Origin of the sequence: Afipia massiliensis (assembly GCF_014203115.1) — a bacterium.
Lineage (GTDB): Bacteria > Pseudomonadota > Alphaproteobacteria > Rhizobiales > Xanthobacteraceae > Afipia > Afipia massiliensis.
In genome coordinates this window covers 478,503-504,487 of sequence record NZ_JACHIJ010000005.1, presented here as the reverse complement: position 1 = coordinate 504,487, position 25,985 = coordinate 478,503, and the positions used below count along the sequence as shown (strand labels likewise).

Here is a 25,985-nt window from a genome sequence, read left to right as displayed (position 1 = left end):
CTAAGCTTCAGGTTGCGGGTGGTGTGATGGCAGCAGCAGGCTGCGAGCCGATGGGCTTGCCTCCGGCAGTGATGACGGTATTCGGCCCCTTGCCGCCGCTGCGCATCGAGGGCGAAGAAAGAGCCTCGCGCTTCTCGCGCTTCAGCCGAACCTGGATCATGTGCGGGCAGCGATGGTCATCGAAATACAGTTCCTGACAGTGCATGCAGTAGATGCACTCGTTGACGTTGATGTGCCCGTCGGGATGAATCGCTTGCACCGGACATTCCTTGGCGCAGCGCTGGCAAGGCGAGCCGCATTCCGGCCAGCGCCTGAGCCACTCGAACATCCGGATGCGGCCCGGAATCGCGAGTGCAGCACCGAGCGGACACATGTAGCGGCAGAAGAAACGCTCGACGAACAGGCCGGCCGCGAGCAGCGTCAGCGCATAGAGGACAAACGGCCATTCGCGCGCAAATTTCAGGATGATGGAGGTCTTGAAGGGTTCGACCTCGGCGAGTTGCTCGGCGAACGCGGTCGAGTACAGTGACATGCCGAACAGGCCGAGAAAGATGATGTACTTGATCGGCCACAGCCGCTCGTGCAGACCCCAAGGCACGTTGAACTGGGGGACCTTAAGCGCTTGGGCGATGTTGTTGAGCAACTCCTGCAGGGCTCCAAAGGGGCATAACCAGCCGCAGAACGGCCCGCGTCCCCAGAACAACAGCCCAGCCGCGATCGATGCCCAAAGAATGAAGATCAGCGGGGCGGCGAGGAAATACTCCCAGCTGAAGCCGGTCAGCAACGAGTTGACGAAGGTCAGGACGTTGACGACCGAGAGTTGAGCGTTCGCATACCACCCCAGCCAGACCAGGATGAAGAGTAGGTAGCCCCGGCGGACCCAGACGTATATCGCCGGGCGACGGACCAGGAAGTTCTGAAAAAAGAAAATCAGCGTAAGCGCGCCCAACGCGACGACGGTCATTCCGATCTTGACGACGTCGCCGCGCCAGATGCGCATCCAAAGCGGCTCTTCGTCGGTCGCGGGCGGCGGCGTACCGGCTTCACGCCTCTCAGCAGCCAAGGGCGCCGACTTGGCGGGCGGTGCCGCTGCGGTGGCGGGGGGCTGAAGCGGCGCTTCGCGCTTGAGGTAGATTTCCGGAAGCGTATAGCCGAGATCGAAGGTAACTAGAGCCTTGTCCCGCGCGCCGACGACGCGCTGCACCAGGAGCTGCAGCGCCCATGGTTCGGTCGGATCGAGCGGAAGCTCGGGCGGCACCGTAAACAACGCGATTTCCGGGAAGTCGGGCGCGCCTTCGGCAACAAGATTGCCCAAGCGCGTGTGATCGCGGTCGCGGAAGCGGACGCTGTTAGTCTCCTGGATCAATTCGACGCGATCGAAAATCCCTCCTCGCACGTAGGCGGCTCCCTTGAACGAGTAGCGGCCGGATCCGGCGACGACGAGCGCTTGTTGTCCGGGTTTCAACCGGCCAACCAAACGATTGTAACCGTCGTCTCCGAGCAGACTGCGGCCGATCGTCGGCACGGCGACATCAGCCAGATATAGATCAATGAAGGTTTCGTCCGGATCGCCTTCTTCCGGACGCGCAGTCGCGGCGGCGTTGCCGGTTTTCTCGAAAGCCTTGTTCACGTCCGCGACCGAAAGGAGCAACCTCTTGACGGATCCGTCGCCGACGAGGCTCTGCCAATCTCGGATTTCGCTTTTTGCTGGATCGATCGTCCTCGAAACTCGTGGCACCGTGCTGCCGGCTGGATTGGCTTGGGCGCCCAGACGGCCGCTCCTGATCAGCTTGGTGGCGGACCGAACGATGCTGTCGCCGATCACCAGAACGGTGACGGTCGCGCCGCTGATGATATCGACCTGCGGAGCCGGCGCGGCACCTCGCGCCACGCTTCCCAAGTCGGCGCCGATCAACTTGTTGACGGCCTCCAGAATGCGCTTTTCGGGAATGCCCACCAGCACGATGGGTTCCTTGTGCTCGACCAGCTTGAGGCCCGTCAGGATTCCCTTGGGATCTATTCCGACGAGGGTGTGTATCGGCTTACCGGAATAGCCGACCGCATTGGCGAAATCGGAGTTGAGATAAACGAAGCCCAGCAGCTTATCGCTTTGATAGACCGGCGCGATTGGCGGATCGCCTTGGACAGGACCGAAACGGTCGGCGCTAGGAAAGAAATGCGACGGCGCGGCTTTTGACAAGTAAGTCGCGAGATTGTCGGCCGCGAACGCGGTGCACGAAGCCAACGCCGCCAACACCATGACAGCGGCGGCAGCGAACACGGTCAAACAAGATTTCGGATTCACGCAAAACCTTTCGAGCGTAGAGCGCACGCAGACGTAGTTTTGCGTGATCGGCTCGCCGGCGCGATCTGGAGACAGCCTGTCGCTGCGGACGGCCTGGAGGGGCTTGCGAGTATTTCCATCATAAAGGTGCGCTTCCGCTCATGGAGACCACCCGTAATCTATCAACAATGAAAGCGGTTCGATTTGCGCTGGCGCAAACTCGACACCCCACGGTTCCGGTTAAAGAGAGGAACTAATCATCGATTTACAATTGCGACCCTCAACATGCGTCCGCATTGCAATTTACTGCGATGATCGGAATTCACGGGACTAAGTGAAGCAAAATGGCCGATTCCGATCCGCCAGTATCCCGGCGAGAACTTGCCAGCATCGAGCTGTTTCGAGGAGTTTCGGCGGCGGCTCTCGATGAGGCACGCAAATCGGCTCGGCGCCTCATTTTTTCAAAAGACGCCAGGGTATTCGATCAGGGTGATACTCGGGTTCGGGCGCACGCGCTCCTGAAAGGAATCGTGCGCATTTCACAATCGGGTAGCGATGGAGCGCAAATAGTCATCAGATTCATTGGGTCCGGCGAAATATTTGGAGTCGTGGCTGCCTTTACTGACCATCGATATCCCGCGGATGCCGATACAATGGCGCCGTCCGTCGTGGTAAGCTGGAGTGAAGCAGATCTGATCAGGTTGATACACCGCCATCCTCAGGTTGCGCTGAATGCTCTTAGAATCATGGGGAGACGTCTTGCCGAATTGCAAAATCGCCTCCGGGAGGTCTCCACGCAATCCGTCGAAAGACGTGTAGCTCACACGATACTTCGCCTGGTCCGGCAATTCGGCAGAGAGGAGTCGTTTGGAACGACCATAGGTCTTTCTCTGCGACGCAAGGATATTGCTGACATCGCGGGGACCACGCTCTATTCCGTGAGCCGTGCTCTTACGAATTGGGAAAAGCGTGGGTTGCTGTTCACGCGCGATCAGACGCTGACCGTGACCAAGCTCAAGGATCTTCGCGCGATCGCAGAAGTGATCGTCAGCTAACAGCTTGGCCGAGACCTAGAAAAAGATCGCAGTTCGGTTGCGGACTGCCCCAACGTAACCGAAGGGCAGGTCACACATTGGTTGCAGGAACGCTCGCCTGTCGCTCGATGCGGCGGCGGAAGCCGCCCTTGAGCCAGGTCAAACCCGCTTCCGATTATATATGCTTTATCTACTCTGGAATCACGTTGTGCCGGATCGAAACGGGCGGGGAAGCATGCTGCTGTCACGAACCTTGCTATTGAAAGGAGAGCCCGCAGGAAATCTGCAGTCGCTCAACGAGCTGTTTGCGCTTGCGAATGCGATGGAACAGGAGGCCGCCAGCAAGTACGACGATCTTGCGGCAGACATGCAACGTCAGAATAAGCCGGATCTCGCTGCCGTCTTCGCGCAACTTGCCGCGGCGGAGCGCGAACATGTCGACAGTGTGGCGCGCTGGTCGCAATCCCGTCTCGGCAGAGCGCCCGATGCCGCGCTCGTGCGCTGGGAGGCGCCCGAAACGTTCGATCGCGAGACAGCCGCGGAAATTATAACCTCCAGACTGATGACACCCTACCGCGCACTGTCCATGGCGGTGCGCAATGAGGAGCGGGCATTCGCGTTCTGGTCATATGTAGCTGGATTTGCGGAAGATTCCGAGATCAAACAGGCCGCTGAAGCCATGGCGCGGGAGGAACTGGACCATGTCGTCATACTGCGAAAGGAGCGGCGGCACGCATATCATAGCGAGCACGACAAGATGCGCGCAGTCGAGCAGGGTAATGTCGGCCAAGTCGATGCGGCGGTGCTGGAACGTCGTCTAGCAGGAGAGCTCGCCGATCTGGAGCGTCGCGTCGAAGGCGAAGCGATCAATCGGGCGCGCGAGCTTCTTCAGGAAACGACGCGCATGTCGGCTCAAGCGGCCGGGATCGGCCGATTTCCCGCGAACCTTGAACAATGCGACGCGCAAATTATCGCCGAGGCGCTGGCTGATGCCTACCTCGAGGGCGCCGAGAGTTCCGGCGATCCCGGTCGTCTTGAAGCCATGCAGGCGCTCGCAGAGTGCGCGATCGCTCGCCTTGCTTGGTTGCGGGCATTGGCGTGAGCAAATTCTGGTTCACGACATCGGCAGTTGTGGGCGAGGGGCGCCCGGACCGGTCGAAGCAACCATGCCACTTGGTTCGTACGAAGTTCAATTCCGGAAGTCGAGTTCAGCCCTCGCGTCGGCCGTCATCAGCGCAGGCGTCCATGGTGGGTCGAACGTCATCGTGACGTCGACCGATTTGACGCCTGGGACCCGAAGGGCGCTGTTGGACACACCTTCCTTGAGAAACCCGGTGGCGGGGCAACCGGGTGTAGTTGCCGTCATGACTATCCACGCCGCTCCATCCTCGACCGAAATGCCGTACACGAATCCGAGATCAACGATGTTGAGACCTAGCTCCGGATCGATGACGACGCGCAGCGCGTCCCTGACCTTGGCGGCCAGCGTGGAGCCGATGATCGTCATCCCGCAATCCTTACGGTCAGCTCGTACGCGGTACCGTCAGGCGTGAAACCACCCCGCCATGAATGCCCGCGTTTCTCAAGTTCGGGAAATAGAAAGACCGGCTCGCGGCGCAGCTGTGCCGACATGATCTGGCCGGGACTTAGCGTTTCGACCGCCGCCAGGATTCGCACCATAGGTTCCGGCGGATCGAGATCGCGATTGTCGAGACGCACGATGGGATCGGGCCACTCGTCCACGGAAGGCGCCGACTGCGCCCGCGCCGGCGCGCCTATGGGACGGAACAGAACTTCCCACTCCCCGTCCTGGAGTTCGGTTTCCTCATGCACAAAGCCCTTATCGGCCATGACGCCGAACAACGGGATCGGCTTGAAGGTCGCGAAAAGTCGTAGACCCTGACCGGGTTGAAGTGAGGCGAGGGCCGCCATAATGGTCGAGAACGGCTCGCCGCCAGCGCGGAGGATCGGCCGGACATCCACGTCGATGAATTCTTTCATGTCTTGCTCCTTGCGGTTAGTTACGGGAAAACATTAGCCGCGGGGCAATTGCGCCCGCTGGCAGACGCAGCGCGCCGGCGACATCGAGGAGACGTCTGGCCCTTGCGAACTCACGGACGATGCCGGCGGTCGCGATCGTCATGGCCAGCGCGGCAGTGCGGAAAGCAAGCGTCGCATCGACGAGCAACATGGCGGTCGCGGCCCAGACAGCCAGGAAGTATACGAAGAACCATTTCGAGGCCCGTCGTTCGACGACGAGATCCTGAACGCGCGGTGTCGCCGTTCGTCCCATCACTGGCCCGTAGACCTCAAGCCAAGTGAGGAAAGCGACGATCTTGTAGAGTTTTGCGAGGATCAGTCCCGACAGCCAACCGAAGGCGACCAGGAAGGCGAACGCTCCGATGTGTCGAACGAACGAACCCGTGGCAGCCAGCAGCCCGCCGAGCAGAACGACCGCAGCCAAACTGACCAGAGATAAGGCCGTCATGCGGATATTCAGTTCAAGGGCGCGACGCTTGCGTCCGCGGAACAACGCGATCACGTCGCGCCCATAGAGGCCGAGGGTCATCAATCCTGCAATCGCGGCAAGGGCAAGTACAGCGTCGATGCCGTCTTCTGCGACGACCGCGAAAACACCTCCCGCGATCGCGATGGCCATGGTTCCCGCACCCGTTAAGAGCGTCGCACGTATCTTCCTTGCATCGGCGTCCGGAGCCAGCATGAACATCGCCAGCAGCCGGTAGCTCACACCCATTGCGGTGAGCGTCAGCCATCCTCCCAGACCCGCGATCGCGTGAATCGAGACGCCTGACGCCAACGCATCCGTGGCGAGCGGCTCGGCGATGCGCCCCGAACGGGCGAGTGCGAATACGGTGCCGATCGCCGCCGTCGCGCAGATGCAGGCAACACCCACTGCGACGAACCGTGCGGGAGCCGGAAGCGGCCGGGCCCGCCAGAGTGTCAGGCCGAGATTGATTGAAACCGCGGCGAACCCTGCGACAAGCATAATGGCCCCAACTGGAAGCAGGGAGATCGACCAAGGGATGCGACCGCCCAACGCCAGAAATCCCGCCAGCAGCGCCATCAACCCTGCGTTCAAAAGCAGTAACGCCGGTAGCGTCCATCGTTCAGAGAAGAGCGGTTTGGCGACGAGCACCGGCACGAACTGGAACAGGGCGCCGCACAGTGCCATACTTAACCAGCCGATGCAGACTACGTGTACCAGCACGAGCGTGTCGGGAGACGCGACGTCGGCGCTCGGCGCACCGAATCCGACAACCATCAGCACTTCGGCGGCCAGCAACCACGTGATCGCAACCGCGAAGTAGGTGATGGTCCACCTGGAAAGATTATTACCCATTATCGCCATTCCTCGCGCCGCGCGCGGCGTATGTAGGAGGCGCCCCGCAGGGCGAACGCGGTCGGTAGGGAGAGATCGCCGGCGGACACCGGCAGCCAGACGAGTGCGGTCGCGCCCCCATAGATCGCACCGAAAAAGTAGAAGAGCCTGAATCCGCGAGAGAAGATCGCGGGCCCGGATAGGCCTTCCGCTTGTGCATTATCGCCACGACGTATCCTCGTTGTTGTCCGTACGATAGTCGTCGTGGCCGTTGGTTCTTTGTCGCGGCACAAATCCCGCGTGGGCCTATCGGTTGCTCCGCGAGCAAGGACTGCCAGCATGCCATCGGCCAGACAGCAGCAGCGGAACCGGAGACGAGATATGCGGACATTCGAACGACTTCGTGCACGACGTGGCGGAAAAAGACGGTGGGTGAAACTGCCACCGCCCCCACATCATTAGAGCCGATACTTGTATGGTCGCCCTTGGACGTGTGGCTGCTGTTCTTGCTGCTCCGCCGAGTCCGAAGCAGACTGACACTCCCTCTAGCGCCGCCTAAGCGAGCCGACCGATCCGCGCCGACTCTTTGCCTACCGTCTCGTTGACCGCCGGTCGCGACAATCTGGCAGCGCCCGGCCGGGAAGGGGAGCGCCACTCCCGCGGTGCCACCGCGGTCGCATCATCAACCTACCCCGTCAGTATCCCCTGTCCCGGGTTCCGGTTTGCGCCAGCTCAAGGTTTCAGGCGAATGCGCGGATATTTGTTTTCCCGGCGAAAAGTTGCCGTTTACGTTGCACAGATTTAATGTCCGCCACCGAAAGAGAGAATGACGATGGCCTCTATCGACCGCTCGCTGGTCGCCGCTCTTCCGATGTTCGCCGGCCTGACGCCCGTCGAGCAAGAGGAACTGCTGAGGGAAGCTCGCTCGGTGCGATATCCGAAGGACACCACGGTGTTCGATCAGGGCGCCGACGCCGACCGGTTCTTCGTTCTGCTGCACGGCCATCTGCGGGTCGAGAAGACGTCGCCTCAAGGACAGCAAACCGTCGTCCGGTACGTGTCGGCCGGGGAATTGTTCGGCGTCGCGCAGGCGATGAACCTCAAGCATTATCCGGCGACCGCGGTCGCGGCGGTCGACAGCATTGCCCTCGTCTGGCCATCGTCCTCTTGGTCTCGTCTTCTCGCCCGATTTCCGAGCCTAGCCAGCAGCGCGCTGCAAATCGTGGGCAGCCGGTTGCAGGACACACAGGCCAGGATCATGGAGATCTCGAACGAGCAAGTTGAGCAGCGCGTCGCGCACGTGCTTCTGCGATTGGCGAAGCAGGCCGGCAAGAAGGTCGGCGGGGGCATTGAGATTGACTTTCCGATCAGCCGCCAGGATATAGCCGAGATGACCGGTACGACCCTGCATACGGTCAGCCGCATCCTCAGTTCCTGGGAGCAGCGCGGTTTGGTCGAAGGAGGACGTCAGCGGATCGTGCTGCGCGATCCCCATGCGCTGTTCGGCCTGACCGAAGGACACGAAGCCCCGTCCGCCAAACCAGGTCCGAGATAGCGCGCCGCCGCGTCGATCGCTACACGCTGGCGGATTTAATCCCGAAGGACTTTGGGATCAAACCAGCGATAGAGACGGCGGGTCTGGACTATCGTTCGGCTTGCGCGCGCTGACGCCGCGAAATTTCCGGATATGCACCGTTCGGGACGGCGCTCGAACGAGAATTTGCGGCGTCTCATGAATGAGACGCCGGTGTATGAGGCCAATCAGTTTGAGCTTGCGCTGGCTCAACATCATCACGTGGCAGCCATCCTAAATGACAGCCGAAACGGTCCGCTCGGGTCGCGGATGATCAATGGAGAACGATAATGCGCAAGATAATGACGTTGGCAACGATCGCGGTTTTTGTGGGTCTCACCAGCCCAGCGCTGGCCGCCGAAATCAAGGTCAAGATGCTCAACAGAGGAACCGAGGGAGTGATGGTGTTCGAACCGGCGCTGGTGAAGATCGAGCCCGGGGATACAGTCAAATTCGTGGCGACTGACAAGGGTCACAATGCCGAAACGATCAAGGGAATGTTTCCGGCCGATTCCACGCCGTTTGCTGGTAAGCTCGGCGAGGACATCAATGTCACCTTTGACAAGCCCGGAGTGTACGGTGTGAAATGCCTGCCACACTACGGAATGGGTATGGTCGCGCTGATCGTGGTAGGGACGCCGGGCAATCTCGCGGAAGCCAAAGCAGTCCCTCAAACGGGCAAGGCAAAACAGGTTTTTTCGGGTCTGTTCGACAAGCTTCCAACTCAGGCCGCTGCGGCGAAGTAGACGGTGGACAGAGCGGATTGTCGGCCCCGGGTGGCTTTGCTTGCCGGGGCGGCGCTTGTTCTCACGAGAGTGCGCGTCTCGGACGGGGCGATCGGGCGGTTGGCCGTTGATCGCCGCGCCCTCTGCAGTTGTGCTTCTGTTGAATCTGCGTTCGGCTGGGGCGGCATTTCTCGGTTTCTTAATCTGTCTTGACCGGTTGATCACCGACGAAAATACGGACGAATGCTCCACGGCCTCTCGCCCAGTTCGTCATCGCCGCGCATTTGGGCAATGTTACTCATAGTGTTGGGCGAGTGTGCCGGCGTTGGAGCCACGGTTGCGCCGGCGGCCTCGTCGATAGCGAGGACTTCAGCAATTGCGGCAATTCATCGCTGGTGTGCCGCGGTTCTTGGCGAACCGCGGCATCAAGCTCGCGGTGCTTTGAAATTCAATCCCGCGGCTCGAACTTGCCTCGGAACTTCCCTGCCGTTTGCGTGGGCAGTTCCGGAATGTGTCCTGCCGCGTTTCCGGAACAATGGCCACAACACGTGGCCTCAGCCGCGGCGGGAACATAGGGTGTCGCAACGGTTACATCGGTCAGATCACCCGTCTCTGTTGAATCCCTCTGAGTTTTGATCGGCAAGAATCCGAAACTCAGACGTAACCGCTCGAACAATCGCATTGCAAATTTTTCCGTGCTTGACCTTGCCATGCATAAGCCTCGTCATGGTAGTCGTCTTTGCGCCCGGACAAAGAAGTCACAGCTTGCGCGCTTGGAACGGACTTTGAATAGTTAGAGTAAGAGGTCGCACGGTCCAAAGCAGGGACAACGTCAAGTCCATAACCACCTTGGACTGTTTCATTCCGCCGATGGAGCGCTGAAGCGCTGATCACAGATTGTCGATCGCGTGGTTACGTCGGGACGAATAGCGTGGAGAAGCACTGCGGCTGTGCCGATCACGCAGGACTCTCGGGGGATGCGCCGTAGGTTATTGACCGCTTGCTTTGACGGGTTTTGCGTAATCAGCGGGTGCTGCCGCCCCGGCGAACGGGTCTTTAGACGCCTTTACTTCTTTTGGCGCTACCGATCTAGATCGACTGGATCGAGCCGGTTTACGGTGCCCGCGCTGGTTGTGATAGTAAGCTGGACCGCCCCTGCTGCCCTGCATCAAGATGGCGGTGCCGATGGCCGCGCCGATCATACCTGCGGCGAAGGCTCCATCGCGCGACCCGGCCCAAGCCCGATTTTGCGGAAGAATCGCACATAGCGCAATGATCGCGAAAATCGAAGCGATGTTCCTTACTGTCAAAAAGACCTCCTATTTTTCACAAAGAATTTTAACGGTGGTTAGCTTTGCTCTCTCGGCCAAATCCGCGAATTCATAGATTTTAGCGGTTTGGGGTGGGCTGTCGGCCTGAATGCCGTTTGCATCAAGAAAGCTCCTTGCGATGTTCGCTTTTATTGCGAAGTTGATATTCTGAGGAGCGACGCCTGAGCGGTCGGCAATTATCGCAGATGTGGCAGTAGAAACGATCACGCCAACCGCGTTTCCGTAGTGGTCAAGCACAGGACCGCCGCTGTTGCCCGGCTGGATTGGTGCTGAGATTTGAAACTTTGAACTATCGTCACCTAACCCGGCGAGGGCGCTGACGTATCCGACTGTGAAGTTGCCGGTGGTTGCCAACCGGCTAGATAAAGGAAAGCCATATACTGCGATATTTTCGCCAACCCGCAGATTAGTTCTTAGGGAGGTGACATTTTCGGGTTTGATGCCGGTTTTGAGAACCGCCAGATCGTTTGCCTTGTCTCTAGCGAGTGCTGTGCCGTGGACTCTTGAATGTCCAGCTCGTTCGATCGCTAAGTTGCCACAGGATTCCACGACATGGTTGTTGGTAAGGATGTGGCCTTGCTGGGAAACAATAAAGCCGGTGCCGCTGCTGACGACCTTGCCAACGCTCCTACCTGCTTTTTGCGACGAGCCGGGGTTTCGACTCGAATGACAGTCCAACATCGCGCCAAATGCGGCCGGCGATCCATCGAGATTGAGTTTCGCTATAAGGGTCGATCCGAGATAGACCGCAATTCCGGGGGTTCGGATTACTTCTTTGACGAACTCTTCTTTGAGACCACCCGAAATCACTCCCTTTTCTTGACTTCGGCTTATGCCGTAAAAATTGCCCTGCCAACGGGTGCCAGCAAGCGAAGCGATACGAATGCGGTACTGCTTGCCTTCCTGAATGGACTGCCAGTTGGGGTTCGTTAGGGCTAGATAAACTTCATCATCGTCCAGACCTATCCAAACCGTGGTTTCATCGCCGTAAGTGGCAGTTGTCAAACAACTGCCACTCGCGCGGTTATAGCCGACGGTCCACGCGTCAAGCGCGGCAATTTTCTCATCGAAATTCAGTTTGGATTGGGCGTTCGCTAAGTCGTTCCAACCGCCAAAAAAACACAGCCCAAAAATCGCTGCGATGCGCCAGCGTTTCATCAGCCCACTTCCCCATTGCCCGCAAGAACCATACTCGCTGGCGCTGGCGTCTTCAATCCTTCTGGATTGGTCTATAGTTATAGGGGCGGGCTGGGATGGCATCGAGCAAATCGCAACGCGAACAAATGCCGCGCCTGCCGTTCACGCCAGTCCGCCGCTCTCGCATTCCCCGCGTGAGGGCGATGCCGAAAACTGGAACGCGAGCATATTTCATCCAGTGTTGATTCGTAGCGAGCAGGCTATACGGTCCCATCGGCGGTTCGAATCAGGATCGCTCAGACGTTATGCTCGGCGCTGATCTGCCAACTCCAGTTTTTGCCTGTTGCAGTCGCAGCCGTCTCCGCTGCGACGGGGGCAGACGACGTGGCAAGTGTGTAAAAGCGCTCGTTACCGAAAGACGATTTCCGCGTCGTCGTAAGACATAAACGCCTCGTCAATAGTGTTCGGCTGCATGTAGAGACCGCCAAGGGCGCTGGCGAGAAAGCGCCGCACCGTGAGCAATCCGTCCTGTGAACCGCTGGTCGCCAGATGTATGGGCGGTCGCCTGCCGAAGATGATGGCGTTGTGCGGGGTTCGCAGCCACTCGACGCCAAGTTGCTCCGTTGGGAACAGAATTCCGAGACCCCGATGGATCCCGAGTACTGTGGAAATTCGTGTGAGGACGTCGACATCGAGAGTAAGGTCGCCGTGCTCTCGGGCCTGCTTGCACCACTTGTGATAGGTGGATCGAGACGGATAGCCGAGGATCAGGAGACGTTGCTCTCCAGTCAACCCCCATAGATCCGCAATGGCGAGGAAAGTACGCAAAGCAGGAGCGCTGAGCCGCCGTCGGTTGGCCGACGCAAAACGTGACTTGTCGAGGCGCGGAAGCACCTTTGCTGCTTCAGACGGGCGTGGTCTTTGATCGTTCGATATGGAAGCCAGCCTCCTATTAGAGACAGACATAGTTAAATAGAAAATGACCGCGTCGTGGAAAATCTGGCTGTGCCGCTGTTGAAATAGACCTCTGACAGAGGTGTCAGGTTTTATCGCGAGCTACCGGCCAACTATCGCAAAGCCAGCCAGAAGTAATAGAAAAGCAAAAGCCAGATCGCGATGCTCCCGATCCAGAGGATTGTCCATTGCCATTTCGGCATGGGTTGATGCGCCGCCGGAGGTCTGACTTCGCCGGCGCCTCCATCAATCAGTTTGAGTTTACCCTGCTTTTCGTAAGTCATTCGTGCTCTGTGTTCGAACAGGATAGCGCGCGATTGGGCTGTAGAAAAGTTAGCTTCCGCCGTTCCTACCACCATCAATCGCCTGCGAGGGGCGCCACCGCTGGCTGCTCCGAGGCGGTGTCGGGCCCGAATGTTCGGGGATCTATCGCGATCAGGATGTCGGCGCCTGCAGCCGCCTACGTCAAGTCCTCGTCCCCGGCGAGCGATGCGGTTGCATCATGCCAGGTGGGGACTGCGTGTTGCTGGGCGGGCTGAGGTTTTTTGGAACCATAAGACGCCCATATCTAGGATTGTGGTAGTTTAAGCTACCAAGCCTTGACTTTCTCCAAATTTATGATACTTAAGTCAGGAACCATAAGACGCCTTTAAGGTAGATAAGGGAGCCTTAAGACGCCATGCCACCTCGTAGCGCACTTACAAATGCTCCGCCGTTTGCTGTCCAAGATGCCCTGAAGTCCTTGGGCAACAACCTTCGTACCGCACGACTTCGGCGCAACCTGAGCCTTGTCGACCTCGCGGCCAAACTCGGCGTGGACAGGCATGTCTTGACCGATGCGGAGAATGGGAAACTAGGCACAAGCGTTGGCGTCTACGTCGGCATGCTTTGGGCTATGAACCTGCTTTCGTCTCTCGAAAGCGTTGCCGATCCAAAGGCTGACGAAGAGGGCCTCGCCCTCAGCGGTCTCGACGAGCGCGAGCGCGCGCGAAGCGGAGGAGGGCCCAGCAATGCCTTCTGAAGAATGCTTCGTCTACATTACATTGCCCGGACAGACTGAACCTGTAACCGCAGGCAAATACCAACTGGACACAAATCGCCAAGGAACTGCGGTTGGCCAATTCGTTTATGGCCGAAGCTATCTTTCGCGAAATGACCGAGTCGAATTCGACCCAGTCGAACTCAAGCTTCAGGTGCCGGCCTTCCGCACGACGAAACTACGCGGCAATTTCGGCGCGCTACGCGACAGTTCTCCCGACGCGTGGGGACGGAAATTAATCGAGAAACGGCTAGGTAACGTCGAGCCGACGGAAATCCAGTACTTACTCAACTCGCCGGATGACCGCGCCGGCGCTTTGGGATTTGGGCTTAACGCCGAACCGCCGGCACCTGTGCGGAAATTTAATCGAACGCTCGACTTGGCAAAACTGATCGAACTTGCCGATCAAATCGTGGCCGCAGAGAAAGATCCAGACGCTCCGAAGCCTGCAGGCGCGGATGCAGAGCAGGCAGAAGCTCTTCTTAACGCTGGAACCTCTATGGGCGGCGCCCGCCCAAAAGCAACCGTTGAGGACGACAATTCGCTCTGGCTTGCCAAATTTACGCATCGCGACGACCGTTGGAATAATCCGCGTGTCGAACACGCTATGTTGACGCTGGCGCGCGATTGCGGAATTTCTTGCGCAGAAAGCCAATTAACAACGGTCGGTGATCGGGACGTGCTTTTGGTGAAGCGGTTCGACCGCCACAAAACCGAACGAGGTTATTTACGCAGCCGTATGGCGAGCGCCTTGACCCTAGTCGATGCAGACGACTCGCCCAACGATGCGGACAAGCGTGGGAAATGGTCCTATCTATTGCTCGCCGATGAAATACGGCGTGCCGCAACAGCAAGTCAGGGCAAGGATCTTCCGGAACTCTTCCGTCGTGTGTGTTTCAACGCGCTTATCTCGAACACCGACGATCATCCACGGAATCACGCGATCATCGCAAAGGATGCGGCTTGGTCATTGTCGCCAGCTTACGATCTGACACCCAATCCCATGATCGCCATGGAGCGCCGCGATCTAGCGATGACGTTCGGAGATTGGGGCCGATATGCCAATCGCACCAATTTGCTTTCCCAGTGCGAGCGGTTTCTTGTCTCAAAAGAGGAAGCGACGATCATCATCAACAGCATGATCGACGCCATCAGCGCCTCTTGGTACCCGACAACTCGCAAGGCTGGCGTCAGTGAAAGAGACTGCGAGCTTATCCGTAGCGCTTTTGTCTACGAAGGCTTCGGCTACGACCTGAATGATCCGACGATAGCGACAGATGATCTCGAAGAATTGCCTTCGACAGGCCGCCGTAGATAGTGGCTGGCTGACCGTGTTGCGGGTCCCGCCGTCGGGGCCGACGGGGTCGAACGGCGCCGCCCGCTTTGCGTTCAGAAACCGGCAGATGGTGCGAGCCGTCGGCTCAGACTTAGTTGCTGGCCTCGCCGGCATTGGCGGATCACTATCTCGAGCCGCGGCCGAACCCCGCATCCTTCCCCGCGGCGATGGCCTTCTCAATTAGCGACCAGACGCTCTGGTTACGATCATGATCGCGCACGTAAACGGTTCTGGTGAACGACTTCATACCGGTTAGGGGATTGTTTCCTTCCGTGAAATCGACCCGGTAATCGCTCCGCCGCGCAAGATCAGAGATATTGGCGATATGCATGAGCCCGATCGTGCGCCGGCCCTCAGCGTAGCCGCCAGGGATGATTTCGATCGTCACCTTGATCATTTGAGCGCCCCGTTATCTGTCGCCACATTTCGCACCGGATACCTTTTCAAGAGTTCGTCAATGGCGGCTCGATCCAGATACCCCGTCTGTTCCAAAAGGCGTGCCACGGCTTCGACTGTCTGCCGATTCGCAGCGATGAGTTCGCGTGCCCGCGTATGGCAGCGATCTAAGCGTTTCGTGATCAGGCTCACGATGGAGGGGTCCTGCAGTAACATCTCGGTGGCACGATCCGAAAACCGCGCCAGACCAATCACTCCGAAGCCGAAACGAAGTTCCAGGTCGATCGCCGCGGCAGTGGCTCTCGAAAAATCGCTCTGCTCTCCAATGCCAGCCCCTGCCGTTGCCTGCGAAGAGCCGAGGATGATTTCTTCGGAGGCGCGACCGCTAAGAAGCGCAGTGATGAAGTTTTCAATGCCGTTCTGAGTTTGCGAGTTGGCTCGCGAAAGTTCGACGCGCGTGGCGCCGCCATCATCGAGTAACGTCAACGCCTGAGGCTCGAACACAGCCAAAGCGACGCCTACGATGAGGTGCCCGGCTTCGTGGACGGAACAGGTCCGCCTCAAGCTTTCCGGCAACCCTTCCCGCCCAGATCGGATCTCGTGAAGGAGATCGCCGAAGACGAGGTCTTGTTTGGCGCGGCGGGCACGTGACTTCGCCCGTCGGACCCACGCCTCAATATCGGCACCGGTTTTACCTAACGCCGCGAGGGCGGCCGGCATCAAATCGACTTTGGGCAGGACGTCTTCCCCGAGATGAAAGCGGAAGATCGCCGCCAGGTTCTCGGCGTCAGGTAGCTCGATTTCGATCGTTCGATCGAGACGTCCTGCGCGCCGTATTGCGGGATCGATATGGTCGGGGTGATTTGTTGCTCCGATCACGACCACGCCGGGGCGATCTTCGACGCCAGCTAATTGCTCCAGGAGAAGATTGACGATCTGTGTCCAATACTCCCTGTAGTCGGAGGTTAGTGTTGCCCGATCCGATATTCCGTCCAATTCGTCGATAAACAATATACAGGGCGCGAGTTGTTGTGCCCGCGAGAACGACTCTTTGATCGCGGTCAATGTACCCGAAAGATAGGCGGACGCGTTCCAATCGGCGACAGACGTTGCTACGAGGGGCACATTTGAAGACTTTGCGACCGCGCGCGCAAATTGCGTCTTACCTACGCCAGGTGCTCCAGCCAAGAGTAAGCCCTTTTCCATACATTCCCAATCAAGGCGGCCCGCTCGGTACTCACGCAGATCGGCAACAAGATTGAGCCCCCATTCGCGCGCTTCGCCGTAGCCGGCAAGCTCCTCTAAGCTTGGACCACGATGGTCAAAGAAAGATTTTGTAGAGACGATCCTTTCGAGCCGCTTGATACAATCATCTGCCGTACGATCCGATCGAACCGACAGCGCGAGGTCTGAAATATCGACGGCTCGGACGAGCTGCTCGTCCACTGTTAGGCTGGGAGGCCTTCCTGTGACGGCTTCGATCACCAGCGCGATGGCGGAGGCATCGAGCTGACTCAGGGAAAGATGGTGTTCCGCCGCCCGAAGGAGATCGCGCGCCAGATGACGACGCGGATCAGGTGCAATGCCGAAGATCGGCGCGCGGGCGTGCAGCGCGCTTGCAACGGTGTCATTTCCTCGTTCCGCCTTGGCGTCCTTGGAGGTGCCGTCTCTGGCCAGCAGCAATACGGGATGCGTGTAGCCGCGATCGAAGGTTCGTTCATCGAGCACTTTTGCTTCAGAGCCAAAAGCGCAGGCTTCTAGAACCTGCTTAACCAGGGAGACCACCTCGGCTCTATGGGTGGCGAGCGACACGACAGGACAGCCTCGGCGCAGATCGCGGGTGAGTCCGTTTACTGACTCAATCGCGCGGGCGACCAAGACTGCAGCAGCTGCAAGGTCGGCTCGTATCGATGTCCGACCTGCGGACTCTGGGGGCCTCGACAAATCATCAATTAATCTCTCGATCGGATCGTCGGGATTGCCGCTGCGTAAGAGCGGACTGCTGTTTGTTCCAGCTTCCGTGGCTAACATGTCGAGGTAAGCCCTCGCGAGGAGATCGGTCGGAAACTTCTGCGAGTCCATGCCTCGCACTCCACCATCAGATTTCGACAACCAAATTTGGATCAAAGAGTGGGTTGTCCCAACTGCGCTGACTCGGCAACCAAGGACCGTATCCCTTCGCATTGCTAACGATGCGCGTGCCGCCGATCGTGAACTCGCGGCGCTCGTGGGTGTGGCCATAGATCCAGAGATCTACCCCGTGCAGGAGTTCGGAGCAGTCGCTCACGTAAGCGGCAGATATTATATCGTGTTCCATGCCCGTCCGGATGGCTTCACGGACGCAACCATGGTGCGAGACCACGACCTTGCGTCGCGCATCTATTTCGCGGACAGAGCGCGCGATGAATTCGCGGGAGTCAAAATGCCGGCTGAGGGTATCGGTCGGACGGAGGCGCTCTCTGTAGGAGTTCTTCCTGATTTTGCGATAGTCGTTCATGACGCTGGCCGCGGAGTTCATCGCGTAGTCACGATTGCCGAACAACTCGAAATCCGTCCAAAGCGTTGCGCCTAGAAAGAAAACGTTGTCGATCATTGCGCTTTCATTCTGAAGGATTCGGACGTTGGTGCCAGCCGCGGTTTGGCGAGCCTTTTCGACGGTTCGATCGATGTCCGCCCCATAAAACTCGTGGTTTCCTGCGACATAGATTACCTGTTGATCGGCTACTCGCTCGAGCAGCCAGCGCACGCCTCGCTCCATTCTCGGAATCAGATCGCCTGCGACGACCATGATATCGAAGCGGGGACGCTCGCGTGGCGGCGGCAGGTCCCAGCCGCGGGTCAACTCGATGTGGAGGTCTGAGAGGATCCACAGCAACACTGCCTTCACTCCCCGTCCTTCTTGTCGTCTTATTCGGTCAGCCGCTTCAAGGCATCTATGAGTGGGTCATCGTCCGACAGTTCTTCAATGCCCAAGGCAAACTGCACATCCGGCGAGCCGCAGTTCGGACAGGCGTGCCGACCGTTGTAGACGAACGTGCCTCCCCGGCCGCGGCCGTGGTAGCGAAATCTGGACATCGCCTATTCATCCGAGTCCGACGGCGGCTCAATCTCGGTCAATGTGTCGGTGTCCCGGTCGTACCGCGCGTGGTACATGTCCGACCCACTTGGTCTCCGGCGCAAGAGGTGGACATTCTCGAAGCCAGGCCGTCGCGGGACCGGATCGCCCGTAGCGTGTCGACTACACCTCGTCGCAAGCCATTCGCGGTTGCTGTAAAGCGTCCCTTCGATACCGCAGATTTCGCAGGTACAGGCTGAACGCGCCGTCGCAAGATCGACGGCCTCAACGACCCGGATCTCGGTCTCGTCGGAGATTCCGCCATCCCAGTCGACGCGGAGGATGCCCATCTTCTGTTTGATGCGGACAAACGCAAATGTCTCGCCCTGCTGCAACACGGCTTCGATTCTGATGCAGAGATTCTCCAGTACTTCGCGCCAGCCCTCGTTGCAGAGCGGGTAGCCGAAGGAATGCTCCGGCTCGCCGGGCATGACGTCGAACAGGCGAGGGTGCGCTCGCATGAAGTCGAGGCGCCAGTCGTTGACGATTTGCGCCATCTCACTCTTCCTCGATCCCCAAAGAGGCCGGGTCGACGTCGATGAAGCGGTCCGACGCCCTGTCGTAGCGGCGACACGCGACGGTTCGAAGCCGACCGTCTACGATGCGTTGCATGAGGTGAATGTTTTCGAAGCCTGGTGGTCTCTCGACGGGACGTCCCCGGGCGTGGGTCATGCAGCGCGTCGTCAGCCAGTCCGGGCCGTACAACCGCCCGTTTTCGCCACAAAGCTCGCACGTGCAAGCAGAGCGGGCTTCCGCCAAATCGACGGCCTCTGCGACCTGGGCGCGGGCCTCGGGTGACAAGCTGCCTTGCCAGTACAGCCTCAGCGTCCCGTACTTTTCCTTGATCTGCGCGACCTTCAACGAGCCGCCGTCGGCCTGGACCGCAGTCCGGATGCGAGCAAAGGCGCGCTCTAGCAGGTCGCACCACCCTTCGCCGCATTCCGGCGATCCCTGGGCGGCACCTGGGTCACCCACCGGCGGGTGAAAAAGGTCGGGGTAAGCCTCGACCAGCTCGGTCCGCCAATCGCGCACTATATCTGCCATCATACGCCTCATGCCAAATCAGCGAACGTCGTTCGCGAAACCAGCCCGCGCGAATAGCTCGCACCAGTACACGCGGTCAGATTTCCTATCCTCCGAGCACAATGGTGCTCGGGCTTAAGGGGGCATCGTCGATGTTGAGCCGCACCAGGTCCTCGCAAGCCAGAGCGCAAACTGCAGCGAGGATATCGCAGGTAGGACGAGCACGCTCTTCCAACTCGATGATCGATTGCGGTCCGTCTTCGCTGAGCGCCGCTGCGATCTTGAGCCTGTCCTTGAGTGGGACATGATAGCGCTCATACGACCAGACTGTGCGCGCGTTGGAGAACAAGGGTTCACGTCTGATATCGTGAGCGTCCCGTTCGAGCAAGCGTAGTCCGCTGCTTTCGAGCGCTTCTGCCAGGCGAGAGAGTTCCTCGTCGCTACGCTTCGGTCGCGTCTCGCAAACCGCGAGAAGAAAATTCCCGTCCACTCTTTCTATCACCACGCCTATAAGCGCGACCGGCGAGCCTTGTAAGTGCGTAGCCTTCCGATAGCTGATCGCCCGAACCGAAGACTCAAGGCTCGCTTGCTGGAGCGCGTCGCGGAGAAGGACGTTGCGTAGGGGAATCGCAATCTTGCATTTGGAGCTCGCGAAGAAGGACGGGACGACAGTCTGACGGCGAAGTTGAGAGATGCGCATTGATCGATGTCCTGAAGAAGTTGCGGATCACGGAAGATGTCGTCATGGCGGGGGTGTTTGCTGGACATCGGCGTAATCCTTTCTTTCATGGAGCTCGAACGTTCAAGGTCCGTATTGATCTGGGATTGAAAGGTGAGAATGGCGGTTCTGATGCTGTCCGTCAGGGTGGCCGGAAAGGTCCGTGGCGTTTCGGACTAACGAATCCAGCCGTTTCGACAATCCGAACATCGGATTCGAAAGGTGGCGCCTCTGCAGTGATCAAGACGAAGACAAAACCGGCTGCTGGTCAAATCCTCAGCCGCATCAAAACGCCTTACAATTTAATTCGCACTCATGTTATACTAATTCGCAGTCATGTTATGCGATATAACGTATAGCAAAAGTACGTCAAAGATATGGCGCTAAAAGTCTTGGGACGGATTTAGGTCGTCTCGGCGGAGGCAGGCTCCGCCTACGATCAATCCAGCTTCATCATTGACGTGAGTCAAAAAGCTCGACCACCTCAACACCCAAGGCTGTTGCGATCCGCAGGATCGAGTCGAGCGTCGGGTTGGCTTCTCCTCGCTCAATCTCACTGATGAACGCCTGACGGGTCTCCGTCCTATCTGCCAAATCTGCCTGGGACATGCTCAAGGAAAGCCGAAGTTCTCTTACCTTTCGGCCGAAAGTATCTTTGACGATATCATCGCCTGCTTTTCGCATCGGAAAGGACTTAGGTTTGGGCACGGCTCCTGTCGAATCCTTGACGCGTCTTCGGACAAGTCGACGTAGGAGCATGCCACACCAACCTTGGCATGATTCAAAAGCTCCCGCTACCCCGATTAGGGGCAAGGATTCGCGTGGAGGTGATCAACGCAGCTACGTGCAGATCGGCGGCCTATCGGAATGTGGTGCGCGCTGCTTGTGGCTCGTGAACAGGCGCATCACCACGTCGCCTAGGTGCGTAGTCTCGCGGCTGATGCCAATCGGAAGTAGTCGGCGCGTTCGCCTACAACGCCGGCGTATCTGCTCCGCTCACTTGCGGGACGCGTCGAAAAGCTCGGCTAAGTCCACGCCCAGAGCCCGTGCCAGCCGCGCGAGCGAATCGAGCGTGGGATTTGCGTCGCTGACTTCGACCTTGCTTACGAGAGCCTGCCTTGTCTTGGCCTCGGCAGCGAGTTCCTCCTGGGAATAGCCGCGCTCAAGCCGAAGCCGTCTGACGTTACGTGCCAGAACGCTACGTGGCGAATTTCTTGGTTCCTTGGCCATCCACCGCGATCAAGCATCGCGGGCAAAAGACTTTCTATACGTTATGACGCATAATACGCTTTGGCGTATAGCAATATACTGATGGATGCGCTCGGGCCGCCCAAAGCGATATTGCTATCTGAGCTTCCTCTTGACGCCAGACACGCGGCGAACGATCACGTCGGATAGATGCCTCCTGCGTTATCGAAAGCCTCTAGAAGGGCTTTCGACCACAGCTCCATTCCTTTGGTCTTTTCGGGGATGCGCTGCGCCTGGAAGTACCAACGTTTTCCCGTATCGCCAACGCGGTCCATTTCTGACCTGTGGTCGCCCGCAATTTCATGGGCGATGATGAGCGAGGCCACGCCTCGAGGGAGATCTGTTTCATCAAGGATATAATCTCCCATCGTGGAGCGGACAATGTGCATGCTGAATGGCGGGATGCCCTTGAGAATATCTCGATGATTGCCGCCATGTTTAGCACGCTGACCGCGCATATTTCGAATGTGGTTCGCGAGGCCGGAGCCTGATGCGGGGATGATGCCCGCATCGGATTGAAGCACCCTCGAAGTGAAGATCCATGGACTTTTGAGGTTCTTGACGATGCGAGCGGTCGCTGTATCCACATCCCGTCGGCAGCAGCGGATGATATGAAGTCCGAGCGGTGGGATCGGAAGAGTAAAGGCGTTCTGTGTTTTCATGACTTCCGGCTGCCAAGTCGCCAGTCCCCAGCCTTTCGGAAGGCGAGGGTCCTCGAAGACGATATCGTCGTAAGCAATCCACGTACCGGATCCCCGCCGATGTCCGGTCAGGCAGTCCCACCATAAGCCCCATCGCACACCGGGCGAAATGCGCTCATTGCCGAAGCGTGCAAGACAGAAGCGCTCATGCTGGGCCAGAAGCTTGCCGAGATGCTCGACCCTGAAGTCGGACTTCTTCTTCTTGAGCTCCTTGGTCCGGACGAGCTTCTTTTCGACTTCCTTTGAGGTGCGCCTCCGCTCCTCAGCCAGCTTCCACCATTGTCGGCCGTCCAGGCCGCTCTCCTTGCGTTTGAATTTCTGGGCCCAATTCAGCGCCGCGCGGCCGTAGCTCCGGAACTTCCGGTAAGCGTCGTAGCCATGTGCGTTATGGAGAGCCTCCTGAACATCCTCGAACCAGTGCTCATCCAGGTTGTTGAGGAGCCTGGTTGCGTGTTTGGCGACCTCGGGACGGGCAAAGATCAGCCTGACGTCGCTTTTGGTCTCCTTTGATGGGTAGATAGGCTGACCCCGGGCGTCCTCGCGCATGCCCGAGATATACGTCTTATAGGCTTCGACGAGTTGGTCCCAGGTCCAGCACTGCCTCTCTTCCAGCGCGGCGACCTGGTTGCCCAGCTTGGCCCATTCGATCTTGGCCCTCCTGGTGGCCTCCCGCAGTCCGAGGTCCTCATCGCCCACCTTGCTCGCCCGCATGCGCCGCTCCGGCAGGCGCTTGCGATGCTGAGGAGGCATGGCGTTGCCGATCTTGATGCTGTTATCCCGCGTCTTGACCAACCAGGACAAGGAATGACCCCGGACCCGCAGCACGAAGTAGGGCTGACTGTTGTCGCAATAATCGTAGCGCGGGGTTTTGCCCGCGAGCGCCAGTGCAATGGCCTCCTCGACGACCTTGGCGGTCAGGTCGCACCTCGTGGAAAGCTTGTTAGCGGCCACAATTGAATCCTTGGAATTGGAATTTCGCGGCAATCGTACCACGCTCGTGCCAGCGAAACCAAGAATTCGGACCGGATTGCAGCCTCAAGGAGTGAAGTCTCCCCGTTTTTCGGGGAAAAAACGTCACGGTATGATCCAGTGAGGCTCCTAGACCATAAAAGGCGGCTCATCATAATCCTGGGGTCGGGGGTTCGAGTCCCTCTCTCGCTACCATTCGGCCCCCCACCCACGAGAGGCCGGTCGACTAACTCGTGCAGACGGCCTTTAATTTCGACCTCAAAGCCCTTTACGCCGGGGCTGGCGTGCACCACGACACTTTGAATCAGTCGCCTTAGCGGTTCGATTAGTTCGGATCGTTCGGCAGCCTTATCGTCTTCCAGAGCCGCCCTCATGAGTTCCACATCGGCGAGATAGTGCCTGATCGCGGCGGGGTGGATCATGACGACGTTGTTTTCCGCGTCTGCCGCTGCGAGCTGATCTGCGATAGAAATCTTCTCAGCTTCGAGTGCTTGAATGCGGGGCGCTATATCGATAGCTCTAGGCGCTATAGCACGATCTTCGACGGTTACTATTTCACACCCGTTACGACTGCGCTGAGAGGCCCAATCCTGTCCATTCTATTGTAGACGAGGCGCTTGTCTTTGATGTCGAACTTGCAGGCCATAATTCCCTTGCGGGGTCCGCCGATTGCATTCGTGAAGAGGGCTGGAGCTACCAGGGCGATCGCGTCGTCAGGCGGAACGCTGAACAGTTTGACCATGGTCTCGTTTCTCCGCCGCGTGGCGAGAATGAGCTTTCCTGTCAATTTTATCGTTGGGTTGTCCTTGGCCATGCGGGCGCGGCATTCGTTCGCCGCCAAATTCAGCTGCTCCCGGCCAAAGGGTTGAACCTTTCCCCCGAGCGTTTCCTGCACTTTTACGACGTGATTATCTGGCGCGGCGCTTGCGAGAGCGAGCCACACGCCGGTAATTGCAAGGAGCATTATCAGACCTCAGGTTTTACGAAGTGGCGCGCGGCGGAGCCTTTGGGCGTCGCGGCTTGTGCGGAGGCGGTGGAGGGGCAATAGGCTTCAGGGTGACAATGACCGGGTTTGGCTTGTGGTCGAGCGCAGCGCCGCTTGCGGCATCAACTACGCCATCGACCACGCCGCCCAGGAGGATGTTGCCCCGCGATTTGCTCATCCCAGCCGCGCGTAACAGACGCGCAGCCGCCCAGCGCGACGCAAAGCGCCGCAACGCACAATATTCTCATTTCTGTAAGCCTCCCCAGACCCAGACACCATCCAAGCGCAACCAATGGGGGAGAGCAAGTAGACTTTAGCGCGATGCCCTTCGTGATCCGACGCGCTTCGTTCGGTGGGGTGTCTATGAATTCGCGTATCAGTTCGACGCGATCAGGTTTTGGTATAGGTTCGGCGGCAAGTGGATTGTTGGCGATGACTTCATAGAGCGCGGAAGCGCCGCGCGATTTAAAGGCGATGCAATCGCTGAATTGAGACGAGTAGGGGACAGCTCATAGCTACGTCGGAATCCTAGACTGTTGCAGCGTCCAATACCTTCGATGCCTTCTAATGCGGATGTATTGAGCATCAATCGGGAAAAGCATACAGGTCGTCGGAGATGCCCCGCGATTGTGCAGGCGCCCCACAGCGGGGGAGAAATGCTGAAACCACAAGACGTCCCGAATACTGACGATCCTAGGTCGGTGGAAGCTGATCTTGATCGCGTACTGATGACGGCTTTCTGCCGGGCACTTGATGCTTCGCATCTCTCGCCTGTGGCCGTCATCAGTGCCATGGCTGGAGCGCTCGGATCGGTCTATCGGCAGGTCGCCGCTACTCACCGGAATCAGCAATGCCCTTGTGGATGGCAGCCAACGACCTCGCAGGACATCGAACTGCTGCAAGCTGCCTTCAAAGCAGCGGCGTTGCGGTAGCCGGACGACCAGCTTTTGACGATGCAAGTTCTAGGTCGGGCGTGAGACGCCGGTGAACAGGCCGGTCCCGGTATTTCCGTCAGAGCAGCGCTCCGGCTTAGGGATCGCTGATAAGAAAATCTGAAAAGCTAGCTGGCCGTTGATTGGTTCTACGCGTACGGCTATGGAATGTCGTCAATCAAAGATCGATTGAAAGTTTATACAGCCAACTCAGTTACCGTTGCGGCATGCTCTCCGGAACAATGGTCTGGACGATGGACGCATCCAGCGCTTCGTACTCATGAAGGCCGATCATGTCGTAGAGTTCGGCGCGGGTCTGCATCCGGTCCACAACCTTGTGAGTCCCGCCGTCGCGTGCAATGGCCGCATAGAGCTCCTGCTGGGCCTTGTTGGCGACGCGCAGCGACGACACCGGCCAAATCACCATCCGGTAGCCCATGTCCTGAAATTCGGCTGCCGTGAAGAACGGCGTTTTTCCGAATTCGGTCATGTTCGCCAACAACGGCACGCCGGGCATGCGCTTTGCGAACGCGCGAAACATCTCGGCGGTGTTCAGCGCCTCGGGGAAAATCGCGTCGGCGCCGGCCTCCATGTAGAGCTTCGCGCGTGCCACCGCGCCGTCCAACCCCTCGCTCGCGGCCGCGTCGGTGCGCGCGATGATGACCAGATCGCGGCGCGCTTTTGCAGCGGCGGCGACTTTCGCAGCCATATCGTGGGCGTCCGCAAGTTTCTTGTCGTTCAGGTGTCCGCATTTCTTGGGCAGGAGTTGGTCCTCGAGATGCACCGCGCCAGCGCCCGCTTCCTCGAAGGTCCGCACCATGTGCATGACGTTGAGCGCCTCGCCGTAACCGGTATCGCCATCGACCAGCAGCGGCAGGCCTGATGCGCGCACGATCTGGCGCACGAAGAACGCGACTTCATCCACCGTGATGACGCCAAGATCCGGCAGGCCCATCGAGGCCGTCATGGCCGCGCCGGACAGATAAAGCGCATCGAATCCCGCAGCCTTGGCTTGAAGCGCGGCCATGCCGTTGTGAGCGCCCGGCATACGGAGAATGCCGGGACGTTGCAGCAATGCGCGGAAGCGCCGACCCGCGCTCTCAGCGGGAAGATCGGAGGCAACAAGATAAGGCATGAGGATTTCC

Annotated in this window: 28 protein-coding genes; 8 read left to right on the top strand and 20 right to left on the bottom strand. The window is 58.7% G+C overall.

Annotated elements, in window-relative coordinates; translation table 11 throughout:
- Positions 1 to 7: 7 nt before the first annotated feature.
- Entirely contained in the window at positions 8 to 2,260 is a 2,253-nt protein-coding gene (locus HNQ36_RS19280) for a NosR/NirI family protein (protein ID WP_184087806.1), read from the bottom strand.
- Positions 2,261 to 2,628: 368 nt separating this feature from the next.
- On the opposite strand from HNQ36_RS19280, the gene HNQ36_RS19275 reads away from it, so the two are divergent.
- The gene (locus HNQ36_RS19275; RefSeq protein WP_184087668.1) at positions 2,629 to 3,339 is read left to right on the top strand and encodes a Crp/Fnr family transcriptional regulator; all 711 of its coding nucleotides are present in this window, start codon (positions 2,629 to 2,631) and stop codon (positions 3,337 to 3,339) included.
- 214 nt (positions 3,340 to 3,553) lie between these two features.
- A complete protein-coding gene (locus HNQ36_RS19270; RefSeq protein WP_184087666.1) occupies positions 3,554 to 4,420 on the top strand; it encodes a ferritin-like domain-containing protein in 867 nt (288 codons plus the stop codon).
- An 87-nt stretch (positions 4,421 to 4,507) separates the two neighbouring features.
- On the opposite strand, the gene HNQ36_RS19265 is transcribed toward HNQ36_RS19270, so the two are convergent.
- The 3 genes from HNQ36_RS19265 to HNQ36_RS19255 are packed head-to-tail and all read right to left on the bottom strand — an operon-like array spanning position 4,508 to position 6,682.
- Positions 4,508 to 4,825, bottom strand: coding sequence for a metal-sulfur cluster assembly factor (locus tag HNQ36_RS19265; RefSeq protein WP_184087664.1), 318 nt, complete (start codon positions 4,823 to 4,825; stop codon positions 4,508 to 4,510).
- On the bottom strand, positions 4,822 to 5,319 hold the full coding sequence (locus HNQ36_RS19260; protein ID WP_184087662.1) for a DUF2249 domain-containing protein: 498 nt from the start codon (positions 5,317 to 5,319) through the stop codon (positions 4,822 to 4,824). Before HNQ36_RS19260 ends, HNQ36_RS19265 begins: the two co-directional genes overlap by 4 nt.
- Positions 5,320 to 5,335: 16 nt before the next feature.
- Complete coding sequence (locus HNQ36_RS19255) at positions 5,336 to 6,682, bottom strand: hypothetical protein (protein WP_184087804.1); 1,347 nt, start codon at positions 6,680 to 6,682, stop codon at positions 5,336 to 5,338.
- An 808-nt stretch (positions 6,683 to 7,490) separates the two neighbouring features.
- Between HNQ36_RS19255 and HNQ36_RS19250 the strand changes: the two genes are divergently transcribed.
- Positions 7,491 to 8,213, top strand: coding sequence for a Crp/Fnr family transcriptional regulator (locus tag HNQ36_RS19250; RefSeq protein WP_184087660.1), 723 nt, complete (start codon positions 7,491 to 7,493; stop codon positions 8,211 to 8,213).
- A gap of 308 nt (positions 8,214 to 8,521) precedes the next feature.
- Positions 8,522 to 8,977, top strand: coding sequence for a pseudoazurin (locus HNQ36_RS19245; protein ID WP_184087658.1), 456 nt, complete (start codon positions 8,522 to 8,524; stop codon positions 8,975 to 8,977).
- 1,298 nt (positions 8,978 to 10,275) lie between these two features.
- Here the strand turns inward: HNQ36_RS19245 and HNQ36_RS19240 are convergent.
- The 3 genes from HNQ36_RS19240 to HNQ36_RS19230 form a co-directional block, all read right to left on the bottom strand.
- Positions 10,276 to 11,445 carry a S1C family serine protease gene (locus HNQ36_RS19240; protein WP_184087656.1) on the bottom strand — a complete coding sequence of 390 codons (1,170 nt, stop codon included), beginning with the start codon at positions 11,443 to 11,445 and terminating at the stop codon, positions 10,276 to 10,278.
- 387 nt (positions 11,446 to 11,832) lie between these two features.
- Positions 11,833 to 12,252 (bottom strand): antitoxin Xre-like helix-turn-helix domain-containing protein, encoded by a 420-nt coding sequence (locus HNQ36_RS19235; RefSeq protein WP_246395442.1) that lies wholly within the window; start codon positions 12,250 to 12,252, stop codon positions 11,833 to 11,835.
- A 239-nt stretch (positions 12,253 to 12,491) separates the two neighbouring features.
- Positions 12,492 to 12,662: a hypothetical protein gene (locus tag HNQ36_RS19230; protein WP_184087654.1), complete on the bottom strand. Its 171-nt coding sequence runs from the start codon at positions 12,660 to 12,662 to the stop codon at positions 12,492 to 12,494.
- Positions 12,663 to 13,057: 395 nt separating this feature from the next.
- Here HNQ36_RS19230 and HNQ36_RS26605 point away from each other — a divergent pair, with 395 nt between their 5' ends.
- Together HNQ36_RS26605 and HNQ36_RS19225 are read left to right on the top strand one after the other, a co-directional pair.
- Positions 13,058 to 13,399 carry a helix-turn-helix domain-containing protein gene (locus HNQ36_RS26605; RefSeq protein ID WP_062316514.1) on the top strand — a complete coding sequence of 114 codons (342 nt, stop codon included), beginning with the start codon at positions 13,058 to 13,060 and terminating at the stop codon, positions 13,397 to 13,399.
- Positions 13,389 to 14,735 (top strand): type II toxin-antitoxin system HipA family toxin, encoded by a 1,347-nt coding sequence (locus HNQ36_RS19225; protein WP_184087652.1) that lies wholly within the window; start codon positions 13,389 to 13,391, stop codon positions 14,733 to 14,735. Before HNQ36_RS26605 ends, HNQ36_RS19225 begins: the two co-directional genes overlap by 11 nt.
- Positions 14,736 to 14,877: 142 nt before the next feature.
- Here HNQ36_RS19225 and HNQ36_RS19220 read toward each other — a convergent pair whose 3' ends face one another.
- The 7 genes from HNQ36_RS19220 to HNQ36_RS19190 form a co-directional block, all read right to left on the bottom strand.
- On the bottom strand, positions 14,878 to 15,150 hold the full coding sequence (locus tag HNQ36_RS19220; protein WP_062316517.1) for a hypothetical protein: 273 nt from the start codon (positions 15,148 to 15,150) through the stop codon (positions 14,878 to 14,880).
- A complete protein-coding gene (locus HNQ36_RS19215; RefSeq protein WP_184087650.1) occupies positions 15,147 to 17,231 on the bottom strand; it encodes an AAA family ATPase in 2,085 nt (694 codons plus the stop codon). Before HNQ36_RS19215 ends, HNQ36_RS19220 begins: the two co-directional genes overlap by 4 nt.
- Positions 17,232 to 17,247: 16 nt before the next feature.
- Positions 17,248 to 18,036, bottom strand: coding sequence for a metallophosphoesterase (locus HNQ36_RS19210; protein ID WP_347339985.1), 789 nt, complete (start codon positions 18,034 to 18,036; stop codon positions 17,248 to 17,250).
- A 20-nt stretch (positions 18,037 to 18,056) separates the two neighbouring features.
- Positions 18,057 to 18,224 (bottom strand): hypothetical protein, encoded by a 168-nt coding sequence (locus HNQ36_RS19205; protein ID WP_184087648.1) that lies wholly within the window; start codon positions 18,222 to 18,224, stop codon positions 18,057 to 18,059.
- 3 nt (positions 18,225 to 18,227) lie between these two features.
- Positions 18,228 to 18,761, bottom strand: coding sequence for a hypothetical protein (locus HNQ36_RS19200; protein ID WP_184087646.1), 534 nt, complete (start codon positions 18,759 to 18,761; stop codon positions 18,228 to 18,230).
- Between the two features lies 1 nt (position 18,762).
- Positions 18,763 to 19,308 carry a hypothetical protein gene (locus HNQ36_RS19195; RefSeq protein ID WP_082757966.1) on the bottom strand — a complete coding sequence of 182 codons (546 nt, stop codon included), beginning with the start codon at positions 19,306 to 19,308 and terminating at the stop codon, positions 18,763 to 18,765.
- Between the two features lie 85 nt (positions 19,309 to 19,393).
- Entirely contained in the window at positions 19,394 to 19,987 is a 594-nt protein-coding gene (locus HNQ36_RS19190; protein ID WP_184087644.1) for a hypothetical protein, read from the bottom strand.
- Here HNQ36_RS19190 and HNQ36_RS19185 point away from each other — a divergent pair.
- Positions 19,987 to 20,364: a hypothetical protein gene (locus HNQ36_RS19185; RefSeq protein WP_184087642.1), complete on the top strand. Its 378-nt coding sequence runs from the start codon at positions 19,987 to 19,989 to the stop codon at positions 20,362 to 20,364. The genes HNQ36_RS19190 and HNQ36_RS19185 overlap by 1 nt on opposite strands.
- Before the next feature lie 94 nt (positions 20,365 to 20,458).
- On the opposite strand, the gene HNQ36_RS19180 is transcribed toward HNQ36_RS19185, so the two are convergent.
- The 5 genes from HNQ36_RS19180 to HNQ36_RS19160 all read right to left on the bottom strand — a co-directional run bounded on the left by HNQ36_RS19180 (position 20,459) and on the right by HNQ36_RS19160 (position 24,086).
- Positions 20,459 to 20,689 carry a helix-turn-helix domain-containing protein gene (locus tag HNQ36_RS19180; protein WP_210312102.1) on the bottom strand — a complete coding sequence of 77 codons (231 nt, stop codon included), beginning with the start codon at positions 20,687 to 20,689 and terminating at the stop codon, positions 20,459 to 20,461.
- Between the two features lie 312 nt (positions 20,690 to 21,001).
- Positions 21,002 to 21,235 (bottom strand): helix-turn-helix domain-containing protein, encoded by a 234-nt coding sequence (locus HNQ36_RS19175; protein WP_019198754.1) that lies wholly within the window; start codon positions 21,233 to 21,235, stop codon positions 21,002 to 21,004.
- 155 nt (positions 21,236 to 21,390) lie between these two features.
- A complete protein-coding gene (locus HNQ36_RS19170) occupies positions 21,391 to 22,905 on the bottom strand; it encodes a site-specific integrase (protein ID WP_184087638.1) in 1,515 nt (504 codons plus the stop codon).
- Between the two features lie 568 nt (positions 22,906 to 23,473).
- Entirely contained in the window at positions 23,474 to 23,887 is a 414-nt protein-coding gene (locus HNQ36_RS19165) for a hypothetical protein (protein ID WP_184087637.1), read from the bottom strand.
- A 16-nt stretch (positions 23,888 to 23,903) separates the two neighbouring features.
- Positions 23,904 to 24,086: a hypothetical protein gene (locus tag HNQ36_RS19160; protein ID WP_246395441.1), complete on the bottom strand. Its 183-nt coding sequence runs from the start codon at positions 24,084 to 24,086 to the stop codon at positions 23,904 to 23,906.
- A gap of 478 nt (positions 24,087 to 24,564) precedes the next feature.
- Between HNQ36_RS19160 and HNQ36_RS19155 the strand changes: the two genes are divergently transcribed.
- A complete protein-coding gene (locus tag HNQ36_RS19155) occupies positions 24,565 to 24,840 on the top strand; it encodes a hypothetical protein (protein ID WP_184087635.1) in 276 nt (91 codons plus the stop codon).
- Between the two features lie 214 nt (positions 24,841 to 25,054).
- On the opposite strand, the gene prpB is transcribed toward HNQ36_RS19155, so the two are convergent.
- A complete protein-coding gene (gene prpB / locus HNQ36_RS19150) occupies positions 25,055 to 25,975 on the bottom strand; it encodes a methylisocitrate lyase (protein WP_184087633.1) in 921 nt (306 codons plus the stop codon).
- Positions 25,976 to 25,985 lie beyond the last annotated feature (10 nt).